The organism is Arcobacter sp. s6, assembly GCF_040884245.1.
Taxonomy (GTDB): domain Bacteria; phylum Campylobacterota; class Campylobacteria; order Campylobacterales; family Arcobacteraceae; genus Aliarcobacter.
This window is the reverse complement of record NZ_JBEVTN010000009.1, coordinates 1-20,925: the sequence shown is the minus strand read 5'-3', so window position 1 is coordinate 20,925 and position 20,925 is coordinate 1. Positions and strand designations below refer to the sequence as shown.

Here is a 20,925-nt window from a genome sequence, read left to right as displayed (position 1 = left end):
TTATGAGAGATTTATCTGTAATGGAAAGTTTAGTTTTAAAACTACTCCAAGAACATGCTAATGATGATTTTTCAAAAAATCACTTAGCTCCCTTAATTGCAAAAACTTCTTTGCAATTGGGTCATTTATATTCTGATTTAGGTTTAAAAAGTAGAAAAGAGATGGGAGAGTTAATGAGTAAGCATTTCAGCTCTTTAGCAATATTAAAACCTGAAGCAATTAGATGGAAAAAATATCTTTATGATTGTATAGGAAAAACAGCTCCTGCTTGTGCTACTTGCTTAGACATTTCTAATTGCTTTAATTGTTCTTTAAATCCTCAAAGAAAGGAGTTGTAATGTTAAAAAGAAAAAAAGATCTAATTATTTTGCTCTCTTTTGAAGTACTTATTGTTTTATGTTCATTTGCATTAATAACTTTTAATTATTAATTTATTATCTAAAAATATTTTTCTTATTTATTATAAATTAATCAATATTGTTTCCAAATTATTTCAATTCTGTTATATAATGATTTAAAGGTAATTTTATTCATTATATAATATAAAAAAAGAGATTTATCATGAAATTAGTCATAATAGGTGGAGGAATTGCAGCTGTTTATTTTGCAAATAGTATATTAGCCAAAGATGAAAGTTGCGAAATTGTAATGCTTAGTAATGAAAACTATCCTCCTTACGATAGGGTTTATTTGTGTAATCTGATTGATGAAAAGGATAATCCTGATTCAATTAGTTTAGAATTAAATAGTCAAGTAAATTTACAATTAAGTCAAATAATACAATCAATTGATAAGAAGAAAAAAATAGTTTATACAAATAGTGAATTTTACAACTATGACAAATTAGTAATAGCAACAGGCTCAACTCCTGTGAGTTTTTTAGATACAAGTATAAAAAATGTAGCAGTATTTAGAAGTATAAGTGATTGTGAAAAGATAAAACAATATTATCATACAAATGAAATTGTTATCGTGGGAAGTGGACCAATAGCTTTAGAATTACTAGAAACTTTAAATGATATTGATTATATAAAATCAATTACACTATTAGTTAGAAATAAATATCTATATAGTAAATACCTATCTCAAAATGCAGTTAATATAATACAAAAAATTCTTTTAAAAAATAAAAAATTAAATATCTCATATGAAGATGAAATAGATATTGAAAATTGTTTAATTGAAGATAATGAAATAAAACTATTAAAAACTAAGAAATTAAATATAAAAAATCCTTTTGTTATATTTGGTATAGGAATAGAACCAAATGTAAAACTCTTTGAAAAATTTATAAATACCGATAAGGGAATATTGGTAAATGAATATATGCAAAGTAGTGATGAAAACATTTATGCAATTGGAGAGTGTGCCCAAGTTGAAAAATTCGATTTTATAGCTGGACATGTAAAAGAGTGTACAACTCAAAGTAATGTTGCAATTTCACATATATTACAAAATGATATTAAAAAATATGATTTAGAAGTTACTGTTGATATGTTAAAAACAAAAGGTTTTGAACTTGTAGAAATATCTTCTCCAGCTTTTTCTAAAAAATTTGAAAAAATAGTGATTGAGTCGGTTATTAATAATAGAATAGATGAATATTTTATAAAAGATGATGTTTTAGTAAAATTTCTTGGTCTTAATTCAAATATGGATACAGCATATATTGAAGAATTAGTATTAAATAAAAAAAATGTAGATATAAATTACTTATATGAAAATAGAGAACTAGGGAAAAAAGGAAGACTAATATGTGCTTGTGAACACACTTATCAGCAAGATTTAGTTGATTTAGTTGTTTCATGTCAGATTAATTCTTTTGCTCAATTAAAAGATTTTTCAAAAACTGGAAGAGTTTGTGGTAGATGTAAAAATGATGTTGTAAAAGTTATAGAGTCTTCACAACATTTAATAAATAATTCAATCCCTAAAAAAACATCAGAAGAAGTAAAAAGAGAAAATGAGATAGCTCAAGCCAGAAAAAGAATTGATAAATTTAAAAGATTGCATCCTAAAAATAAATTAGATGAGAATAATTTAGAAGCTGCTTTAAAAATGGTAGATATTGCAAAAAATGAAGTTAATAGTTGGATTTCAATGGTAACAGCAGATATGAAACTTCATCCTGCTTTTCAAGAGGTAGTTGAAGATGGAGTTAAAAATTTAAATAAAATACCAATAATATGGCTTGAACTTAGTGATTGTAGTGGAAATAGTGAAGCCTTTATCAAATCAGCAAATCCGGCAATAGAAGATTTGATATTTGATTATATCTCACTTGATTATCATGAATTATTAATGACAGCAAGTGGAGACTTTAGTGAAACTATCCTAGAAGATATTATAAAAAACAATAAAAATGAATATATCTTAATAGTTGAAGGTGCCGTACCTTTAGCAATGGATGGGAAATATCTTCGCATTGGACCAAAAGGGCAAACAGGACTGGAACTTCTTCAAAATTGTGCAAAAGATGCTGCTTTGGTTCTTGCTGTTGGAAGTTGTGCTTTTGATGGTGGTGTTGTTTCGGCAATTCCAAATCCTACAGGAGCAGTTGGAGTATCACAAGCGTTAAATAGAGATGATATTATAAATCTTCCAGGTTGTCCTACAAATCCTGTAAATATTGTGGGTACATTGCTATCTTATATGATGTTTGAAGAGTTACCATTACTTGATAAGTTTAATCGTCCATTATGGGCTTATGAACAAAGAGTTCATGATAATTGTGAAAGACGAGGACACTATGAATTAGGAGAGTTTGTTGAACAATGGGGAGATGAAGGAGCTAAAAATGGATGGTGTTTATTTCAAATGGGATGTAAAGGACCTTTTGCAAATGTAAACTGTCCAACAATGAAATTTAATCAAGGCACATCTTGGCCAGTTCAAGCAGGACATGGATGTATGGGATGTACAGAAGCTAAATTTTTCGATAAGTTTGCAAATGAAAGAGTTTATGTTCAAGAAAAAGAGGAAAAAAATTGATGAAAAAATTAGTAATTGATCCAGTTACAAGAATAGAAGGTCACTTGCGAGCTGAAGTTGAAATTGATGATAACGGAGTTGTACAAGAAGCGTATGTTAGTGGACAACTTTTTCGTGGAATTGAACTAATTTTACAAAATAGAGATCCAAGAGATGCAGGTTTACTTGCTGGGAGAATTTGTGGAGTTTGTACTAATTCACACTTTAGAGCATCAATTCAAGCAGTTGAAAATGCTTATGATATTACTATTCCTAAAAATGCACAAATTATTAGAGATTTAATGTCAATGGCCCTATTTATTCAAGATCATGTAGTACATTTTTATCAGTTGCACTTACTTGATTTTGTAGATGTTACAAAAGCTTTATCAGCTAATGCAGAAGAAACTACAATGGAAGCACATAAATATTGTGATAAGCCGTTTCGTAATTCGCTTAGTCATTATGAGAATACTTTAGAAAAATTAAAAAACTTTATAGATGCAGGAAGATTAGGCCCTTTTAATAGTAATTTTTTTGGGCATAGTGAATATAAATTAACGAGTGAACAAAATTTGATTTTACTTTCCCATTATTTCGAAGCTTTATCTTTTCAAACAAAAATATCAAAAGCGATTGCTATTTTTGGAGGGAAAACTCCCCATCCTCAATCAATAGTTGTAGGAGGAGTTACCAGTGTTATGGATATGTTAAATCCTCAAAGATTAAATGATTTTTTATTTGAGATAAAAGAAGCAAGTGATTTTATAAATCGAGCTTATATTCCAGATATGAAACTTTTGGCTAATGCATATAAAGACGAAATAAAAAGCAAGAGCGGTAAAACTCTTGGAAATTATTTGTGTGTTGGTGGATATGAAATAAATAAAAATATGAAACTTTTTTCAAGTGGAGTTATATATGATGGGAATTTTTCTTTTATAAAAGAGTTTGATAGTAGTGAAATTACAGAAGAAGTTCAAAGGGCTTGGTATAGTGATGATGAAGTTCAAGAGCCATTTTATACCGATTTAAATGACGATGGAACTTTAAAAACTGCAAAGAACAATGATAAATATTCTTGGATAAAAGCACCTAGATATGAAAATAAAACCATGGAAACAGGACCAATTGCAAGAATTTTTATAAGTTATTTAAAAAATGATACAGCTATAAATAGTTTTGTGGATAATTTTTTAAAAGATACTTTTTTAACTCTTGAAGATTTAAATTGTTCCGTAGGAAGAAATATTTGTAGAGCAATAGAGAGTCAATATGTTTGTGAATATATTTTTAAACTTATGTCAAATTTGATTCAAAATATAAAATATGATGATACAAATACTTTTACAAATTATAACTTTGCTGATATGAAAAAAAATTCTAAAGGAAGTAATTTTCTAGAAGTTCCACGGGGAGTTTTATTACACAGTTTAAATATAGAAAATGAAAAGATTAAGAATTATCAAGTAATAGCTCCAACAACATGGAATGCAACTCCCAAAAATCAGGATGGTTTAAGGGGTGCTTATGAAGAAGCATTAGTTGGAATCAAAATAAGCGATACTTCAAAACCTCTTGAAGTATTAAAAGTTTTACACTCTTTTGACCCTTGTTTAGCTTGTGCTGTGCATATTATTGATACCAAAGGTAAAAATTTGTTTAATTATAAAATTCGTTAAAAATATCTAAATTTTTAGAGAATACTTTATAAGTTACATCTTTATAAGTAAACTCTAAATAATTTGCATGAAGCCATAGTCTATGGGATTTTGTTATATCAAATCTATCTTCATCACTTAGGGTTTTATTTAAGTAGTTTTCCGCATTTTCATCATCTATTCCATAAATTGGATCACCCAATATTCGATGATTTTCCGAATATAAATGAACTCTAATTTGGTGTTGTCTTCCTGTTAGCGGTAATGCTTCAATTAATGTTAAATCTTTTTCTTTGTTGTAAGAAATAGGTTTTATAACTGTAAGAGATTCTTTACCATCATCACAAATTTTCATTCTTACACCAATAGCAAGTCCTTCTCTATCTAGTCCTTTATTAATTTCCATTTCTTCTTTTATGTGACCTTCAACAATTGCTAAATATGATTTATGATATTTTTTTTCTTGAAACATCTCTTTTAATTCTATTTCACTTTTTTTATTTTTACCAACAATTATGAGTCCTGAAGTTTCAGCATCAATTCTATGAATTAAATTTGCATCTTCTCCAAAATGAAATCTAATTTCATCAAGTAAAGAATAAGGAGTGCTTTTAGAAATTGGATGAACCATTAGGTGTGTTGGTTTATCAAAAATAGCGAAATCTTCGAACTCTAAAAGAGGCTTTAAGCCCCTTGAAACTCCTTCAAAAACTGCCATATAAATATAATCCGTAGGTATAGTATCATTTGGTGCTATTGTATTCATGTTTTCATCAAAAATTCTTCCTTTAGATGCGATTCTTTGGGCTAGTTTATGATCTATTTTTAGATTCTGAAGTAAAAAAAGACTTAGTTTTTTCTCTTTAATTGCTTCGTATTTTTTTAATATAAATGGCAAGTTTGCTTCCTATTTTTTTTTGGAAATCTATTTGTTTTCTATAGATTTTTTATTTTAAATTTTGTCTTTTTAGATACAATATCATACTAAAATAATCAAAAATACTTTATAAAAACGAAAACAAGGGACTTTAATATGGTTGAAAGATACGCAAGAGAAGAAATGAGTTCAAAGTGGACTCAGCAAGCAAGATATGCAGCATGGCTTGAAGTAGAAAAAGCAGCCGTAAAAGCTTGGAATAAACTTGGACTTATTCCAGATGAAGATTGTGAAAAAATAGTAAAAAATGCTACTTTTTCAGTAGAAAGAATTGAAGAAATCGAAGCTATTACAAAGCATGATTTAATAGCATTTAACACAAGTGTATCAGAATCATTAGGAGCAGAATCTAGATGGTTTCATTATGGAATGACATCTTCAGATGCTGTTGATACGGGTGTTGCAATTCAAATGAGAGACTCTTTAGAAATCATTATTGCAGATGTAAAAATGCTAATGGAATCTATTGAAAAAAGAGCACAAGAGCATAAATTTACATTAATGGTAGGAAGAAGTCACGGAATTCATGGTGAGCCTATTACTTTTGGTTTAACTTTAGCTGTTTGGTATGATGAAATGGCTAGACACTTATTAAATTTAGAACAAACTATGGAAGTTATTGCTGTTGGTCAAATCTCAGGAGCTATGGGTAACTTTGCACACGCGCCACTTGAGCTTGAAGAGTATGCAATGGCAGAATTAGGTTTAAAACCAGAACCTTGTTCAAATCAAGTTATTCATAGAGATAGATATGCAAGACTTGCAACAGCTTTAGCATTAATGGCATCAACTATCGAGAAATTTGCTGTTCAAGTAAGACATTTACAAAGAACAGAAGTTTATGAGTGTGAAGAGTATTTTGCAAAAGGTCAAAAAGGATCTTCAGCAATGCCTCACAAAAGAAATCCAATTCTAACAGAAAATATTACTGGACTTGCAAGAATGATTAGAGCATATGCAGTTCCAGCAATGGAAAATGTTGCATTATGGCACGAAAGGGATATATCTCACTCTTCAACAGAGAGATTTTGGTTACCAGATGCATTTATTACAAGTGATTTTATGTTACATAGAATGAACAGTGTAATTGCAAACTTAACTGTAATGCCTGAAAATATGATGAAAAATTTAAATCTAACCGGTGGGTTAGTATTTTCTCAACGAGTTTTATTAGAACTTCCATTACAAGGTGTAAGTAGAGAAGATGCATATAGAATCGTTCAAAGAAATGCTATGAAAGTTTGGGAAGAGATACAACAAGGTAAGCCAAGTACAAACGATAAAGGTGAATCCTTATATTTACAATATCTTTTAGCAGATGATGAATTAAGAGAATCTTTAAGTGAAGAGCAAATAAGAGAATGCTTCAATTTTGAATACTATACAAAAAATGTGGACAAGATTTTCAACAGAGTATTCAAGAAATAATATAAAATATTTAATGTAAGGCTAAATTATGGGAATTATGATAAAAAAAAGAAATGGTCGTAAAGAAGTTTTAGATATAACTAAAATTCAAAAAATGACTATAGATGCAACAGCTGATTTAGATGGCGTATCTCAAAGTGAATTAGAACTTGATGCACAGATTAAATTTATAGATGGAATGAGTTCATCTGATATTCAAGACGCATTAATAAAAACAGCTGTAGAAAAAATTGATATAGATGTTCCAAACTGGACATTTGTTGCCGCTCGTCTTTTTGTTTTTGATTTATATCATAGAGTCGGAAAATCAACTCATGGAATCAAAGGTGAGCCTTATTGTCATTTAAAAGATTATTTAAAATATGGAAAAGATGCAGGAAGATTAATTCCAAATTTGGGTGAAGGTTATGACTTAGATGATTTAAACTCTTATTTGAAACCTGAAAGAGATTTTCTTTTCAATTATTTAGGAATCAAAACTTTATATGATAGATATTTAATTAAAAATAATAAAGGTTTACCAATAGAGTTACCACAACATATGTTTATGGCAATTGCAATGTTTTTAGCTCAAGATGAAGAAAATAAACAACAAAGAGCAAAAGAGTTCTATGACGTAGTTTCTAAATTTGAAGTTATGCTTGCAACTCCAACATTATCAAATGCTAGAACAAATAGACATCAACTTTCATCTTGTTATATTGGAAGTTCTCCTGATAATATCGAGGGAATTTTTGATGGTTATAAAGAAATGGCACTATTGTCTAAATTTGGTGGAGGAATAGGATGGGATTGGAATCAAATCAGAGCTTTAGGTGGTGTTATTGATGATCACAAAAGTGCTGCTGGTGGTACTGTTCCATTCTTGAAAATCACAAATGATATTGCACTTGCAGTTGATCAATTGGGAACTAGAAAAGGTGCAATTGCAGTTTATTTAGAGCCTTGGCATATGGATATAGTTGACTTTATTGACTTAAAGAAAAACTCAGGAGAAGAAAGAAGAAGAGCTCATGACTTATTTCCAGCTTTATGGATAACAGACTTATTTATGGAAAGAGTTATGGAAGATGCTCATTGGACACTGTTTGATCCTTATGAAGTAAAAGATTTATCTGAGTGTTATGGTGATGAGTTTAAAGCTAAATATATTGCTTATGAAAGTGATGACTCTATTACAAAAAATACAATGAAAGCAAAAGATTTATGGAAAAAAGTGTTAACTTCTTACTTTGAATCTGGAAGTCCTTTCTTATGTTTCAAAGATACAGCAAATAGAGCTAATCCAAATCCACATGTTGGACATATTAGATCTTCAAATCTTTGTACTGAGATTTTTCAAAATACAAATCCAAACTATTATAAAATAAGACTTGAATTTGTAGATGGAACTGTTGAAACTTATGAAGAAGAAGATTTAATCATTGTTGATGGTGGAATTACAAAAAAAGCAAATAAAGTATCTGCACTTGATAGTGTAAATGGTAAAAGGGTATTTATTGTTGAAAAAGAGAAAATTGATGGAGATACAGCTGTTTGTAATTTAGCATCTGTAAACTTATCAAGAATCAACACAAAAGAAGACATTGAAAGAGTGGTTCCTATAGCTGTTAGAATGCTTGATAATGTAATTGATTTAAATTTCTATCCTTTAAGAAAAGTAAAGGCTACTAACTTAAAATCAAGAAGTATAGGTCTTGGAGTTATGGGTGAAGCTGAAATGGTGGCTGAATACAAACTTGTATGGGGTGAAAATGATCACTTCAAAAAAATTGATGAAGTTATGGAAGCAATTTCATATAATGCAATTAAATCAAGTTCTGATTTAGCAATTGAAAAAGGTGTTTACGCTACGTTTGAGGGGTCAAATTGGTCAAAAGGTATTATGCCTCATGATCATGCTCCACAAGCTGTAAATGCCCTTGTAGAGAAGGATTTATTTGATGCTTCTTATAACTGGGATGAGTTAAGAGCAAAAGTAAAAAAAGATGGTATGAGAAATGGTTACTTAATGGCAGTGGCACCTACTTCATCTATTTCTATTTTAGTTGGAACAACTCAAGCTATTGAACCTGTTTATAAAAGAAAATGGTTTGAAGAAAATTTATCTGGATTAATTCCAGTTGTTGTTCCAAAATTAAGTCCTGAAACTTGGAATTACTATACACCTGCTTTTGAAATCGATCAATTAAAAGTTATTAGAGCAGCTGCAATTAGACAAAAATGGATAGACCAAGGTCAATCTACAAATATTTTCATGAGCTTAGATAAGGCAAGTGGTAAATACTTACATGAAATCTATACATTAGCTTGGAAGCTAGGACTTAAATCAACTTATTATTTAAGAAGCCAATCTCCAGAAGCAAAAAATGATGTTGAAGATAGAAGTTTAGAGTGTAGTGGTTGTCAATAAGATAACCTTACATTCTTCACATACAAACAATTATAAATATACAATAAAATTTTAGAAAAAAACAAAGGACTTCCAGATGGAAAGAAAAACCATATATAACCCAGACTCAAAAGAGAGTTTAAATGATAGAAGAATTTTTGGTGGAAATAGTGATGGAATGATTAATTTTACTAAAATGAAATATCAGTGGGCACTTAATTTATGGGATACAATGGAAGCTAATACTTGGTTTCCAAAAGAAGTTCAAATGACAGGTGATGCTAAAGATTATAAGTTTTTAACACCTGCTGAAAAAAGAATGTATGATTTAGTTTTATCTCAACTTATCTTTATGGATTCTTTGCAAACAAATAACCTAATGGACAATATTAATCCATATATCACAGCACCTGAAATAAATGCTTGTTTATCAAGACAATCTTATGAAGAAGCAAATCATAGTAAATCTTATGCAGTTATGGTTGAATCAATTTCAGATAATACAGATCAAATCTACAATATGTGGAAAAATGATGTAAAACTAAGAGAAAAAAACAACTACATTGCAGATGTTTATAAAAACTTAACGGCAGGAGATGATGGTGAAATTACTGATAGAAAAATAGTATTAGCACTTTTTGCAAATCAAATTTTAGAAGGTTTATATTTTTACGCGGGATTTGCAGCTATGTATGCCCTTGGAAAATCAGGAAAAATGCTAGGAAGCTCTCAAATGATCAGATTCATTCAAAGAGATGAAGTTACTCACTTATTACTTTTCCAAAACATGATTAATAGTGTAAGAAAAGAAAGACCAGAACTATTCACAGCAGAACTAGAAGAAACTGTAAGAGGAATGTTTAGACGTGCAGTAGCTTTAGAATCATCTTGGGGATCATATATCACTCAAGGACAAATCCTAGGTTTCACAGATAAAATAATTGAACAATATATTCAATATCTAGCAGATAAAAGACTTGATGCAGTTGGATATAAACCAGAATATGGTGTAAAACACCCAATTCCATGGGTAGATGGATATGCATCTTTCAATGACCAAAGAACAAACTTCTTCGAAGGAAATGTAGTTAACTACTCAAAAGGTTCAATCGACTTCGACGATTTTTAATAGTTCTTTTACCCAATCTCTACGTTGGAGCAATTTTTTTACTCAGTCACATACTGACTGTATGCTCCCTCGCAAAAAAATAACTCCGCCTTGATTCTGAACAAAATATGAAATTCTATAATTATTTATGGTAAATTCTTTTTGAATATAATAGATCATCGACATAGGAAAAGTCGTTAAAACAGATTTTTAAAAAAGGAGTTTTTATGAATATACAGATAAAAATAGTAATTAAGAAGTAAACACACATTTAAAAGAATTTTTTGAAGTCTTTAAATATGCGTTAGTATACTCGTAGTAAAGAATACTAACATAACACTTTTAAATCTTCTTTAAATTCTCATTAATTAATAAATTGTTCCAATTTTTTAGTGATTAAGTATAGATATGTAACATCTACATTTTATATAAATATCAACAAATAATCCAATAATATAGGAGAATAAACTATGGATAGAAAAGTATCAATTCAAATCAGAAATGATGAAACAGATGTTTTAAAAATATTAACAAATTATGCAACAAAACAAGGAAGTAAAAATCCTGAAAAATTGTATTTGGTATATACGAAACTAGTATATAAAACACTAAATATTGAGAGTGGATTAAGAGGACAATTTAATTCTCATCAATTATCTATTATTGCTACAATTGAAATACTGATTGCACAAACAGTTATTGAATTAATAAAAGAAAATATTCAATATAAAAAGATATATCAAATTGTGAAACAAAAACTTCAAAGTTTTGTAGGATTGATTAGTGTTAAAGAAATTTACAGTACGGATATAGAACTTTATAATATTAAATTAGCTTCATAAATAAAAGCTAAAACTTCCATGAAATCCAGCCTTTGTTGAAGCTAAGGTTTGATTCTTTATTTTCGGTGAAAAGTGAGGACTGTTTGAGTGAAGAAAGGTACTAAATGTACCTTTTGTCGCGAGTTTCGCAACGCAGAAAATAAAGGAGCGAAATTTAGGAAGCTTTGCCTTCAACAACTTGGCTGGGAGTTTCTTTTTGCGTACTTTTTCTTACGGTTAAGAAAAAGTGCATTCCCATTTAAATAAATCCTAAACCAAATTTGTTAAACTATTCTCTTTTTAATTGGAGAAACTAAATGTTCACAGAACTAATAAAACCAAGATTTTTAGAAACAGATGCTCTTGGGCATATTAATAACAACACTTACGGTGTATGGTTTGAAGCTGCACGTGATGAAATATTTCGTATCTTTATGCCAACAGAAAACGTAAAAGAGTGGAATCTTATCATGGCTCATAGCTCTTTTGATTTCTTAAAAGAGGTATTTTGGGGTAAGGAAGTTATTGTAAAAACTGGTATCTCAAAACTTGGTAATTCTTCTATAGAATTGGCCCATGCAGTTTATCAAGATGGAAAACTTTGCACTACAGGAAAATGTGTACTTATTCACTATAATTTTGCAACAAAAATATCTGTAAGAATTCCTGATAAAATAAGAACAGAGTTAGAAACTCATATATTTACTGAGTCATGGCCTGCTTTATTGGATGAGTTAGAATTAGTATGAAAATTTAAAGAAAAAAATATGAGAAATGTTCTTATAATTAGAATAATTGTAATTTCTATGGGATATATGTTTTCGATTTTATTTGATAAATATAATGCAGCAGTAGAAACTCAAAATCAAAATAAACTAGAGCAAAAACAATAATAAAGAAGTTACGTTTCTAACTTCTTTATTTAAACTCATAAACAAAAACATCATCTGAATACCCATGAACTAAATCATGACCTTTAATAATCACTTTATTCACACCTTTTGGTATTTGTACACCTGATAAGCTTCTTGTAAAGGGTTGTTCGTCTACATGTGGATGATATAGTGTTCTTGTTGCTAGTAATTCGTTCTGTGGAGTGTATATCTCCCCTTTGTCTGCGTAATGTTCCCAACCTGTATCTTCGTGTTCTAGCGTCACATCAAAGCTACATATTTGGCTTAAGGAACAATTTGCTTTTACATCTAGTACTTTTACCTTATTTGCGAATAAACAAGTACTTAGTGCTATTAATGTTATAAAAAATATTTTTATCATTTTCTTATCCTATTTATATGATTTTAATATAAATAGTATAACAAATATACTTTATATTAGAATTTTTTCTCTATATAAAATGCATTATAATTTGAACCACCATGGTCAACATTATTAATAAGTCCTGCAATTCCTGAACGATGTTTTAATAAATATCCTAAATATGTCTCATGCATTGGTTTATAATCAATAAGTTTTCCCACATCAAAATCAACTGTAATATCTAAATAGTTTAAAAATCTAGCACTACTTGATATATCATTAGGGTCCTCATTAACCTCATCATATTCAACTTCAAGAATTCTCGAAGTATATGAGAAACCTTCCCCTGCTCCAATTCTAATTCTATTGTTTAAAAAATCAATATTATAATATGCTTTTATATAAGCAAGTACTTCATATGTATTCGTATTAACTTTTTCATTAAATACAGAAAAACCCCCTTTTGCATAAATATCAATAGGTAAATCTAAAAAATCTTTTTTTAATAAATACCCAGCATCAATAGAAACTACAGATAAATATTTATCTGTTGAATCAGGATTTCCAGTAATAATTTGACCTAGATCATTCTTTGAAGCAGTACCATAGGCAACTCTCATTAAGTATTTATCATCAGCATTTAATGAAAAGTTTAATAATAAAAGAAAGAGTAAAAATAATTTCATATTTAATGTCCTTTAATATTTAATTATTTGTTTATATTATATAAATAAATAAAAATTTTGGAATAATAGCTAAATAATACTGAGAATAATTTAGTAATTAAGAAAAAGTTTGCAGTTTTGTATTTTATGAGTATAAATAGTAAAACTCAAGTTTAAATTAATATATTTGAGTTTTGCTATTAGAGAAAATTATCTGAAATTTTTAAAATTTTGTTTCATCATGATAATATTCATTAATTCCATTAAAGCCTTCTAAAAAGTATAAAAAATGATTAACTTCTTCTATTTCTTCTTCTGTGATTTTACCTTTCATTGAAGGCATTACTTCAAAGTGTTTAATTACACCCTCAAGACAGATAGTTTTTGCTAAGTTAGGATTAAATAAATAGTCTTTTAAAAAGTCATTTGTTTGTATTAGATGAAACTCCATGTCATCTTTATGACCTACTTGTTGTTTAAGTCTAAAAGATATTTCATTTCCTGTTGGAGCTTTTAGTTTAAGTGTTTGATTATTCTCTTCTAAAAAGTTTTTCATTAAAAGTGGAATCGGCATTGATTTTACATGACATTCACTACATTTATTGTCAAATATCTTTTCACCATTAGTATAAATCTCTCTATCAAACTCTGATGGAAGAGTTGAAGCTATTGATATACTTACAAGAGCAAGGGTCATTATTAAAGTTTTCATTCTAACTCCTTTTTATTAATTCTATCACAAAAAATATAATATAATTAGTTTTTTTGCTAAAATTTATAAAATTGTAAAGAGGATTTATGGCTATAGAAATTGAAAGAAAATATCTAATTGATTTAGAAAAACTTGGAACTTTAAAAAATGGTAATAAAATTAAACAAGGATATATTACTACAAATAAAGATGCTGTTGTAAGAGTTAGAGTAAAAAATAATAAAGGATATTTGACAATAAAAGGCTCAAATATTGGAGTTTCAAGATTAGAATTTGAATATGAAATTCCCTTAGTTGAAGCAAATGAAATCTTAGATAAACTATGTCAAAAACCAATTATTGATAAAACTAGATATATTATTGATATACATAATCATATTTGGGAAGTAGATATTTTTCATGGCGATAATGAAGGTTTAGTAATAGCAGAAGTTGAACTTAAAGATGAAAATGAACACATAGAATTTCCATTATGGATAAAAGAAGAAGTAACAGGTGATATAAAATACTATAATTCAAATCTTATGAAATATCCTTATAGTCAATGGAAAAATAGTTATAAATAAAAAAAGGTAAAAAATAAATGCATAGAGTAAAAGATTTTATAGAAAAACAAATAATTGATTTAGAAGAATTCTCTTATAAAATAGAAGAAGAAAAAGAGTTCATATATGTTTTATTTTCTCAAATATTAGGAAAAAAGAAAGAAAAAGAGTTAACATTTAAGTTTTTTGATGGCATATTATTTTATCATTCATTAAATTATGGTTGGAAACCTGTAGAAAAAGTTATAAATAATAGATATTTTTGGATTGATTTATTATCTTAATTGTATTTCTTTAGAAAAAAATTGTAATATGTATTTTTTAAAAAAGGAATAATACAATGGCACTATCATTTATTTTATTAATGAAAATTTTCCCTATATATATTAATATTGTTTTAGGATATTTTTCTACAAAACTTTTAGATGTAAAACGAGAATCAATTGCAAGTATTTTGATATATATTTTAGGTCCTATTGTTGTGTTTTCAGCAACTTTAAGTGTTAAAATAAATATGTCTATACTTTTTTTACCAATATTTTTTTATATTTTCTGTTCAATAATAGCTTTTGCTTCTTTATATGCTTTTAGAAAAAGCTGGAATGACCCAACTGGAAATATTTTAGCATTTTGTGCAGGTACTGGAAATACTGGATATTTTGGTATTACTTTAGCAATTATTTTCTTTCCTCCTTATTTGGCTGATATTTATATTTTTACTGTTTTGGCATCATTTTTATATGAAAGTACAACAGGTTTTTATGTAACTGCAAAGGGAAATTTTACTGTTAAAGAAGCTTTTAACAAGATGTTAAAGCTTCCTATCTTGTATGCATTTATTTTAGGTATTGCACTAAACTTATTAGGTGTTGGAATACCTGATGTTGTAAGTTCTTATACTGCTCAGTTTAAAGGAGCTTATGGAATTTTAGGAATGATGATGGTTGGTATGGGATTAATGGGGCTTAAAAAAGGTAGCGATTTAGATATTAAATTTATATCAATTACATTTATTTTAAAATTCATATTTTGGCCCTTAGCAATTTTAGGAGTAATTTATATAGATAAAGAGTTCTATATGTTTTTAAATGAAGAGTTATATAAAGTTATGTTTTTATTTGCAATTGTTCCACTAGCTGGGAATACGGTAACTTATGCAGTTTTATTAAATGCAAAACCTGAAAAAGCAAGTTTTACAGTACTAATTAGCACTATAGTTTCTATAATATATATTCCAATAGTTTTAGCTTTATATGGTGGATTTTAACACTTAAGTGGATGTTTACAAAAGATTCTTTTTGTTAAGAACCTTTTGTGTTTAAGAGTTTATCAAATAAATTTTAAGAAACTTTATTTTTAGCAGGAAGGGTATTTATGTACTCTTCTATAGATTTTGCAACTCTTTTAGAAAATGCTACAGCTTCAACAACTGTTCTTGCACCTGTAACCACATCTCCTGATGCGAATACACCTTTTCTAGCAGTTACTCCATTTTCATCACTTTCAAGTAGTCCATTTTCTCCAAGACTTAGTCCAGTATTGTTTTTAACTATTAAGTCCCTTGCTGTTTGACTGATGGCTATTAAAATTGAATCTGCTTCTTCAAAGGCAATTGAATTATCATCTTCTTTTGTATTCTCATATTTTATTCCATTTTCCATAAATTCTAAAGGTGATTTAAAAAGATTGAATTTTACTCCATCTATCTTTGCATGTTCAATTTCTATTCGCTCAGCTGGCATATCTTCCTCTCCCTTTCTATACATAATAGAAACTTCATGGGCACCATTTCTAATCGCTGTTCTTGCAACATCCATAGCTACATTTCCAGCTCCTACAACTATTACTCTTTTCCCTAAATCATAGGCCTTTGGAGTTTTTAAATAATCTATCGCAAAATGAACATTTCCAAGGCTCTCACCTTTTATTCCAAGTTTTTTAGGTTGCCATACCCCTGTTCCTATAAATACAGCATCAAAGTCATCTCTGAACATATCATCAAGAGTGATATTTTTACCTATCATAATATTTTTTCTAATTTTTACACCAATTTTCTTTAGTTTTTCTTCAATGGTATCAAGAATTGTTCTATCAAGTCTAAAATCAGGAATACCATATCTAAGAACTCCACCAATTTTATCATTTGCTTCATACATAGTCATGTTATAGCCTTTTAGAGCCATCATCATAGCTAAACTGATACCTGCTGGCCCTGAACCAATAATTGCAATGTTTCTTCCATTTTGTTCAGGTTTTTCAAACTCCCTATAGTTCATATAGTATGTTGAAATATAGTTTTCAATTCCACCTACATTTACAGGAGTATGCTTTTTATTTAACACACAATGTCCTTCACAATGTTTTTCATGTGGACAAACAAGTGAACAAATGATTGATAAAGGATTGTTATCAAATACTTTTTGTCCTGCTTCTTTTATATTTCCACTTAGAAAAAGTCTTATCATTTCTGCTATTGGTGTTCCTACTGGACAACCAGTTTGACATTTTGGTTTTTTACAGTCTAGACATGTTTGTGCTGAATTTATTATGTGTTGCATTTTATTCTCTTTAAAAATATTTATAGAAAAATTATAACAAATTAATTAAATTTTTTAATTAATTTAGATCAATAAGTTATATTTATATTTATTTTCTAGGTTTATTAAGTATAATGCAAAAAAATTTAAACTATTTTAATAATTAGAAGTTATAATTAAACTAATTATGTTGAAGGATTGTAATGTCGTTGATTAAAAAATTGATTTTGTTGTTAATATTTTTTATTGTTCTTAATGTTTTTTCTATCTTTGAGTTTGATTATAAGAGTTATTTATCTGATAATGAGAGTTTAAGTACATTAACGAGTAAAAATGATGAAAAAGATTTCTTGGATCAATTAAATGAATTAAAAAATAAAGTTTTTAGTTCACTAGACGAAGAAAAGAAAGAAAGAAAAGCTCTTAATTTAGAACTTATAAAGAAAGATGCTCTTATTGAAATGAATGGCTCATTTTCAAATGAAAAAGATGCAAAAAAAATTGCAGATATTCTAAATGTTAATCGAGAAGGTATTTATGAATATGATGCTGTTAGTGCTATAGAAGAATCGTTATTGGATGATTTAGTTTTATTAGTTACTCCTTTAAAAGATTATTTTACTGATAATTCAAAATTAACAGTGCTTAATAATGAAGTTTTTTTGACAGGAGAATTAAAAGATTCAAGTTACAAAGATTTGTTAGATTCAATTCTTTTAAGAGTTAAAGTTAATTTAAAAACAAATATTACTCTTCCTCATGTAGAATTGAATGAAGTTGATAAAGTTATAAATAAAATGGAAAAAGTACTTGATAGTAAAGTTGTAAATGATGATAAAACAAATACAAATTTAAGTACTAATAACAAGCTTATTGCTAAACCTGCTAAGGCAGTATCAAAGAAAAATGATATACAGTCAACTATTAATAAACTTTTATCAAGTAAGAAAATAAACTTTGAAAGAAGAAGTTCAAAAATTACAGAAGATTCAAGTATTGTAGTTAAAGAAATTGCAAAAATCTTACAGGAGAATCCTGATTTTAAAATTGAAATTGCTGGGCATACTGATTCAAGAGGTAGTGATTCTTTAAATAAACAAATTTCTCAAGATAGAGCTTCAAGTGTTCGAGAAGTTTTAATCTCTTTAGGAATTGATAAAAATAGAGTTACAGCAGTTGGGTATGGTGAAGAATTCCCAATTGCCCAAGATGATGAAAATGGTTTATCAGAAATTAATAGAAGAGTTGAATTTAATATTTTAGGAGAATAGTTTGATGTTTGAAATCGCTTCATTAATTGTAGTTAATTTATTTGTTGCTGCAATTATTGGTTTTATTGCTGGGTATTTAATTGGAAGGCCTAAAAATGCCAAAATTGATTCTATTGAGAATCCTAATTACACTAATGCTAATGAGAGTAAATTAGATACAAAAGCAAAACCTGCTATTAATCCTGTTTTTAGGAAAAATGCACAACTTGACTATAAACCATTGGTTTTAAGTTCACCAAAACCAATTGGTAAAGATAATTTACAAAAAATTAAAGGAATTAATTCTGTAATTGAAAATAATCTAAATAATTTAGGTATTTATCATTTTGAACAAATAGCAAAATGGTCAAATAAAAATTGTGATTGGATTGAAGAGTTTTTACATTTTCCTGGTTGTGCAAAAAACAATCAATGGGTAGAACAAGCAAAAATATTGCAATTAGGGAAAGAGACTATTTATAGTCAAAAGATAGAAAATGGTGAATTAGAAGCAGATTAATTTAAATCTACTTCTAGCTTTTTTAATCTTTTATTTTTACTACATATCTTCCAACAGCTTTTCCAGCTAATAACAAGCTATATGCATCTTTTATTTCATTTAATGTAATTTCATTTGTGATACTACTTAATGTATCTATTTTCCATTTACTAGCTATTTTTTCCCAAGCTGCTTGTTTTTTCTCTAATTTACATTCAACTGAATCTATTCCAATTAATCTTACTCCTCTTAATATAAAAGGGAAAACATTTGTATTTAATTCATGAGATGAAGTAAGACCACAACAAGTTGCAACACCATCATATTTAATATATTTTAATGCATTTGCTAATACTTCTCCACCAACAGTGTCAACAACCCCTGCATATTTTTCACCCATCATTGGTTTTTTTGCTTCTTCATTAAATGTATCTCTTAATATTACTTCTTCAGCACCAATTCTTTTTAAGTAATCGACTTTTTCTTCTTTGCCTGAAATGGCAACAACTGAGAATCCAATTTTACTTAAAATTGACACCGCAATAGATCCAACTCCCCCTGTTGCTCCAGTAACTAAAATACTTCCAGATTCTGGTTTTACTCCATTATCAATTAATTCATTAATACTCAATGCTGCTGTTAATCCAGCTGTTCCAAAAGTCATTATCTCTTTATCTGTTATTGCATCAGGAATTCTAGCTACCCAAGAGGCAGGTATTTTTACAAATTGTGCATGACCACCATTTGTATTCATTCCCATATCATAACCTGTTACTAAAACTCTTTCCCCTACTTTAAATACTGTTGAAGTTGATTCATATACTGTTCCTGCAACATCAATTCCAGTAATATGAGGAAAATTTCTAGTAACTCCAGGATTTCCAACTGAACTTAATGCATCTTTATAGTTTAATGATGAATAAGTAACTTTTATTACAATCTCATTTTCACCACATTTTGGAATAGCTACTTCTTTTACATCAGCTACAAATTCTTTATCACCAGTTTTTTCTACTAAAAAAGCTTTCATATTTTTCCTTTATTATTTACTTATGATAAAACTTTAGCTAAAATATAAAAAAAGTGCAAGAACTATCTTTTAAGAAAGGTACTATCTAAAAAGATACTATGGAGTAAAATATGACAAAAAAAATAGATATTAAAAATAAAGAAGATATTATAAAGTGTCCTGTAGAAACAGCGATTGATGCACTTGCAGGGAAATGGAAGATTTTAATACTTTGGTATTTAAAAGATGAGAAAAAAAGATTTAATGAACTTCAAAAACTTCTTCCAAGAGCAACACAAAAAATGTTAATTCAAAAATTAAGAGAGTTAGAAGATGATGGATTAGTTCATAGAGAAGTTTATCCAATTGTTCCACCAAAAGTTGAGTATTCACTTACAACTTATGGACAAAGTTTAAAACCCATATTAAAACAATTATATATTTGGGGAGATGTTCATAAAAAAAATAAAACTATTTAATACTTCTTTCTTTTAGTATAAAATAAATTATCATACTTATTCCTGCACTTGAAAGTATTGTAGACATTACCATAATTTGATATCTAACTGCTATTAAAGGATCTACTCCTGATAATATTTGTCCTGTCATCATTCCTGGAAGTGAAACTAATCCAACTGCTAATAAAGAGTTTATTTGTGGAATTAAAGCTGATTTAAAAGCTGAATTCCTTGCAATCTCAAAAGTTTCATTTCTTGATATTTCTTTATCAAATCTCTCAATTGCTATTGATAATACATTCATAGAATTTGCAAGTATCATTCCAGCAATTGGAATTACATATTTTGGTTCATAAAATGTATCTAAATCTAAAATGAAATTTATTATTAATATAAGATGTAAAAAACTAGAGACACTAATAGTAAATGCAATTTTATAAAACTGGGCTAAAGATTTATCTTGTGAATTTCTAAGACTAATCCAAGATGAAACTAACATCATAAATATTAATATTAATGTACCAAGATATATATTTTTTTCATGAAAAAGATATATAAGTATATACCCTACTAATAAAAGTTGAACAATCATTCTAATGGGGAGCATTAGAAATTTCGTGTCAATCTGATAACATAATATTAAGGATTGACAATGGAACGACAAATAGAGTTTAAC

At 28.2% G+C, this 20,925-nt stretch carries 22 protein-coding genes; 15 read left to right on the top strand and 7 right to left on the bottom strand.

Going from position 1 to position 20,925, the window contains the following annotated elements; all coding sequences use genetic code 11:
* Positions 1 to 2 precede the first annotated feature (2 nt).
* The 3 genes from ABVS04_RS06650 (at position 3) to ABVS04_RS06640 (ending at position 4,652) form a co-directional block, all read left to right on the top strand.
* Positions 3 to 338, top strand: a complete 336-nt coding sequence (locus ABVS04_RS06650) for a nitrogen fixation protein NifQ (protein ID WP_368029887.1) — start codon at positions 3 to 5, stop codon at positions 336 to 338.
* Between the two features lie 223 nt (positions 339 to 561).
* Positions 562 to 2,991, top strand: a complete 2,430-nt coding sequence (locus ABVS04_RS06645; RefSeq protein WP_368029886.1) for a hydrogenase small subunit — start codon at positions 562 to 564, stop codon at positions 2,989 to 2,991.
* Entirely contained in the window at positions 2,991 to 4,652 is a 1,662-nt protein-coding gene (locus tag ABVS04_RS06640) for a nickel-dependent hydrogenase large subunit (protein WP_368029885.1), read from the top strand. Before ABVS04_RS06645 ends, ABVS04_RS06640 begins: the two co-directional genes overlap by 1 nt.
* Here ABVS04_RS06640 and ABVS04_RS06635 read toward each other — a convergent pair.
* On the bottom strand, positions 4,633 to 5,529 hold the full coding sequence (locus tag ABVS04_RS06635; protein ID WP_368029884.1) for an RluA family pseudouridine synthase: 897 nt from the start codon (positions 5,527 to 5,529) through the stop codon (positions 4,633 to 4,635). The genes ABVS04_RS06640 and ABVS04_RS06635 overlap by 20 nt on opposite strands.
* 135 nt (positions 5,530 to 5,664) lie before the next feature.
* On the opposite strand from ABVS04_RS06635, the gene purB reads away from it, so the two are divergent.
* From purB to ABVS04_RS06605, 6 genes are all read left to right on the top strand, one after another.
* Entirely contained in the window at positions 5,665 to 6,996 is a 1,332-nt protein-coding gene (gene purB / locus ABVS04_RS06630) for an adenylosuccinate lyase (RefSeq protein ID WP_368029883.1), read from the top strand.
* Positions 6,997 to 7,024: 28 nt separating this feature from the next.
* Positions 7,025 to 9,409 carry a ribonucleoside-diphosphate reductase subunit alpha gene (locus tag ABVS04_RS06625; protein WP_368029882.1) on the top strand — a complete coding sequence of 795 codons (2,385 nt, stop codon included), beginning with the start codon at positions 7,025 to 7,027 and terminating at the stop codon, positions 9,407 to 9,409.
* 76 nt (positions 9,410 to 9,485) lie between these two features.
* The gene (locus tag ABVS04_RS06620; protein ID WP_368029881.1) at positions 9,486 to 10,517 is read left to right on the top strand and encodes a ribonucleotide-diphosphate reductase subunit beta; all 1,032 of its coding nucleotides are present in this window, start codon (positions 9,486 to 9,488) and stop codon (positions 10,515 to 10,517) included.
* A gap of 449 nt (positions 10,518 to 10,966) precedes the next feature.
* Positions 10,967 to 11,338 carry a hypothetical protein gene (locus ABVS04_RS06615; RefSeq protein ID WP_368029880.1) on the top strand — a complete coding sequence of 124 codons (372 nt, stop codon included), beginning with the start codon at positions 10,967 to 10,969 and terminating at the stop codon, positions 11,336 to 11,338.
* Between the two features lie 296 nt (positions 11,339 to 11,634).
* Positions 11,635 to 12,066 (top strand): acyl-CoA thioesterase, encoded by a 432-nt coding sequence (locus ABVS04_RS06610; RefSeq protein WP_368029879.1) that lies wholly within the window; start codon positions 11,635 to 11,637, stop codon positions 12,064 to 12,066.
* A gap of 18 nt (positions 12,067 to 12,084) precedes the next feature.
* Positions 12,085 to 12,210 (top strand): hypothetical protein, encoded by a 126-nt coding sequence (locus ABVS04_RS06605; protein WP_368029878.1) that lies wholly within the window; start codon positions 12,085 to 12,087, stop codon positions 12,208 to 12,210.
* 25 nt (positions 12,211 to 12,235) lie between these two features.
* On the opposite strand, the gene ABVS04_RS06600 is transcribed toward ABVS04_RS06605, so the two are convergent.
* The 3 genes from ABVS04_RS06600 to ABVS04_RS06590 form a co-directional block, all read right to left on the bottom strand.
* Entirely contained in the window at positions 12,236 to 12,475 is a 240-nt protein-coding gene (locus tag ABVS04_RS06600; RefSeq protein WP_368029876.1) for a hypothetical protein, read from the bottom strand.
* 173 nt (positions 12,476 to 12,648) lie between these two features.
* Positions 12,649 to 13,260: a hypothetical protein gene (locus ABVS04_RS06595; RefSeq protein ID WP_368029875.1), complete on the bottom strand. Its 612-nt coding sequence runs from the start codon at positions 13,258 to 13,260 to the stop codon at positions 12,649 to 12,651.
* A 202-nt stretch (positions 13,261 to 13,462) separates the two neighbouring features.
* Positions 13,463 to 13,951, bottom strand: coding sequence for a hypothetical protein (locus ABVS04_RS06590; RefSeq protein ID WP_368029874.1), 489 nt, complete (start codon positions 13,949 to 13,951; stop codon positions 13,463 to 13,465).
* Between the two features lie 86 nt (positions 13,952 to 14,037).
* On the opposite strand from ABVS04_RS06590, the gene ABVS04_RS06585 reads away from it, so the two are divergent.
* From ABVS04_RS06585 to ABVS04_RS06575, 3 genes are read left to right on the top strand one after another with little or no spacing between them, the layout of a single operon-like run.
* Complete coding sequence (locus tag ABVS04_RS06585; RefSeq protein ID WP_368029873.1) at positions 14,038 to 14,517, top strand: CYTH domain-containing protein; 480 nt, start codon at positions 14,038 to 14,040, stop codon at positions 14,515 to 14,517.
* Positions 14,518 to 14,534: 17 nt separating this feature from the next.
* Positions 14,535 to 14,780: a hypothetical protein gene (locus ABVS04_RS06580; protein WP_368029872.1), complete on the top strand. Its 246-nt coding sequence runs from the start codon at positions 14,535 to 14,537 to the stop codon at positions 14,778 to 14,780.
* 56 nt (positions 14,781 to 14,836) lie between these two features.
* Complete coding sequence (locus ABVS04_RS06575) at positions 14,837 to 15,763, top strand: AEC family transporter (RefSeq protein WP_368029871.1); 927 nt, start codon at positions 14,837 to 14,839, stop codon at positions 15,761 to 15,763.
* Between the two features lie 73 nt (positions 15,764 to 15,836).
* On the opposite strand, the gene ABVS04_RS06570 is transcribed toward ABVS04_RS06575, so the two are convergent.
* A complete protein-coding gene (locus tag ABVS04_RS06570) occupies positions 15,837 to 17,054 on the bottom strand; it encodes an NAD(P)-dependent oxidoreductase (RefSeq protein WP_368029870.1) in 1,218 nt (405 codons plus the stop codon).
* Positions 17,055 to 17,236: 182 nt separating this feature from the next.
* Between ABVS04_RS06570 and ABVS04_RS06565 the strand changes: the two genes are divergently transcribed.
* Positions 17,237 to 18,304 carry an OmpA family protein gene (locus ABVS04_RS06565; RefSeq protein WP_368029869.1) on the top strand — a complete coding sequence of 356 codons (1,068 nt, stop codon included), beginning with the start codon at positions 17,237 to 17,239 and terminating at the stop codon, positions 18,302 to 18,304.
* Positions 18,305 to 18,308: 4 nt separating this feature from the next.
* Positions 18,309 to 18,803: a hypothetical protein gene (locus ABVS04_RS06560; protein WP_368029868.1), complete on the top strand. Its 495-nt coding sequence runs from the start codon at positions 18,309 to 18,311 to the stop codon at positions 18,801 to 18,803.
* 22 nt (positions 18,804 to 18,825) lie between these two features.
* On the opposite strand, the gene ABVS04_RS06555 is transcribed toward ABVS04_RS06560, so the two are convergent.
* Complete coding sequence (locus tag ABVS04_RS06555) at positions 18,826 to 19,812, bottom strand: YhdH/YhfP family quinone oxidoreductase (RefSeq protein ID WP_368029867.1); 987 nt, start codon at positions 19,810 to 19,812, stop codon at positions 18,826 to 18,828.
* Positions 19,813 to 19,922: 110 nt separating this feature from the next.
* Between ABVS04_RS06555 and ABVS04_RS06550 the strand changes: the two genes are divergently transcribed.
* Positions 19,923 to 20,270 carry a winged helix-turn-helix transcriptional regulator gene (locus tag ABVS04_RS06550; RefSeq protein WP_368029866.1) on the top strand — a complete coding sequence of 116 codons (348 nt, stop codon included), beginning with the start codon at positions 19,923 to 19,925 and terminating at the stop codon, positions 20,268 to 20,270.
* Here the strand turns inward: ABVS04_RS06550 and ABVS04_RS06545 are convergent.
* Positions 20,263 to 20,913, bottom strand: coding sequence for an ABC transporter permease (locus ABVS04_RS06545; protein WP_368030001.1), 651 nt, complete (start codon positions 20,911 to 20,913; stop codon positions 20,263 to 20,265). The genes ABVS04_RS06550 and ABVS04_RS06545 overlap by 8 nt on opposite strands.
* Positions 20,914 to 20,925 lie beyond the last annotated feature (12 nt).

Excerpts from the sequence above, each read along its gene's own strand:
- ABVS04_RS06585 (WP_368029873.1), top strand. The coding sequence starts at position 14,038 with ATGGCTATAGAAATTGAAAGAAAATATCTAATTGATTTAGAAAAACTT.
- ABVS04_RS06625 (WP_368029882.1), top strand. The coding sequence starts at position 7,025 with ATGGGAATTATGATAAAAAAAAGAAATGGTCGTAAAGAAGTTTTAGAT.
- ABVS04_RS06615 (WP_368029880.1), top strand. The coding sequence starts at position 10,967 with ATGGATAGAAAAGTATCAATTCAAATCAGAAATGATGAAACAGATGTT.
- ABVS04_RS06645 (WP_368029886.1), top strand. The coding sequence starts at position 562 with ATGAAATTAGTCATAATAGGTGGAGGAATTGCAGCTGTTTATTTTGCA.
- ABVS04_RS06605 (WP_368029878.1), top strand. The coding sequence starts at position 12,085 with ATGAGAAATGTTCTTATAATTAGAATAATTGTAATTTCTATGGGATAT.
- ABVS04_RS06620 (WP_368029881.1), top strand. The coding sequence starts at position 9,486 with ATGGAAAGAAAAACCATATATAACCCAGACTCAAAAGAGAGTTTAAAT.
- ABVS04_RS06575 (WP_368029871.1), top strand. The coding sequence starts at position 14,837 with ATGGCACTATCATTTATTTTATTAATGAAAATTTTCCCTATATATATT.
- ABVS04_RS06565 (WP_368029869.1), top strand. The coding sequence starts at position 17,237 with ATGTCGTTGATTAAAAAATTGATTTTGTTGTTAATATTTTTTATTGTT.
- ABVS04_RS06570 (WP_368029870.1), bottom strand. The coding sequence starts at position 17,054 with ATGCAACACATAATAAATTCAGCACAAACATGTCTAGACTGTAAAAAA.
- ABVS04_RS06610 (WP_368029879.1), top strand. The coding sequence starts at position 11,635 with ATGTTCACAGAACTAATAAAACCAAGATTTTTAGAAACAGATGCTCTT.
- ABVS04_RS06550 (WP_368029866.1), top strand. The coding sequence starts at position 19,923 with ATGACAAAAAAAATAGATATTAAAAATAAAGAAGATATTATAAAGTGT.
- ABVS04_RS06580 (WP_368029872.1), top strand. The coding sequence starts at position 14,535 with ATGCATAGAGTAAAAGATTTTATAGAAAAACAAATAATTGATTTAGAA.
- ABVS04_RS06595 (WP_368029875.1), bottom strand. The coding sequence starts at position 13,260 with ATGAAATTATTTTTACTCTTTCTTTTATTATTAAACTTTTCATTAAAT.
- ABVS04_RS06640 (WP_368029885.1), top strand. The coding sequence starts at position 2,991 with ATGAAAAAATTAGTAATTGATCCAGTTACAAGAATAGAAGGTCACTTG.
- ABVS04_RS06650 (WP_368029887.1), top strand. The coding sequence starts at position 3 with ATGAGAGATTTATCTGTAATGGAAAGTTTAGTTTTAAAACTACTCCAA.
- purB (WP_368029883.1), top strand. The coding sequence starts at position 5,665 with ATGGTTGAAAGATACGCAAGAGAAGAAATGAGTTCAAAGTGGACTCAG.
- ABVS04_RS06555 (WP_368029867.1), bottom strand. The coding sequence starts at position 19,812 with ATGAAAGCTTTTTTAGTAGAAAAAACTGGTGATAAAGAATTTGTAGCT.
- ABVS04_RS06560 (WP_368029868.1), top strand. The coding sequence starts at position 18,309 with ATGTTTGAAATCGCTTCATTAATTGTAGTTAATTTATTTGTTGCTGCA.
- ABVS04_RS06590 (WP_368029874.1), bottom strand. The coding sequence starts at position 13,951 with ATGAAAACTTTAATAATGACCCTTGCTCTTGTAAGTATATCAATAGCT.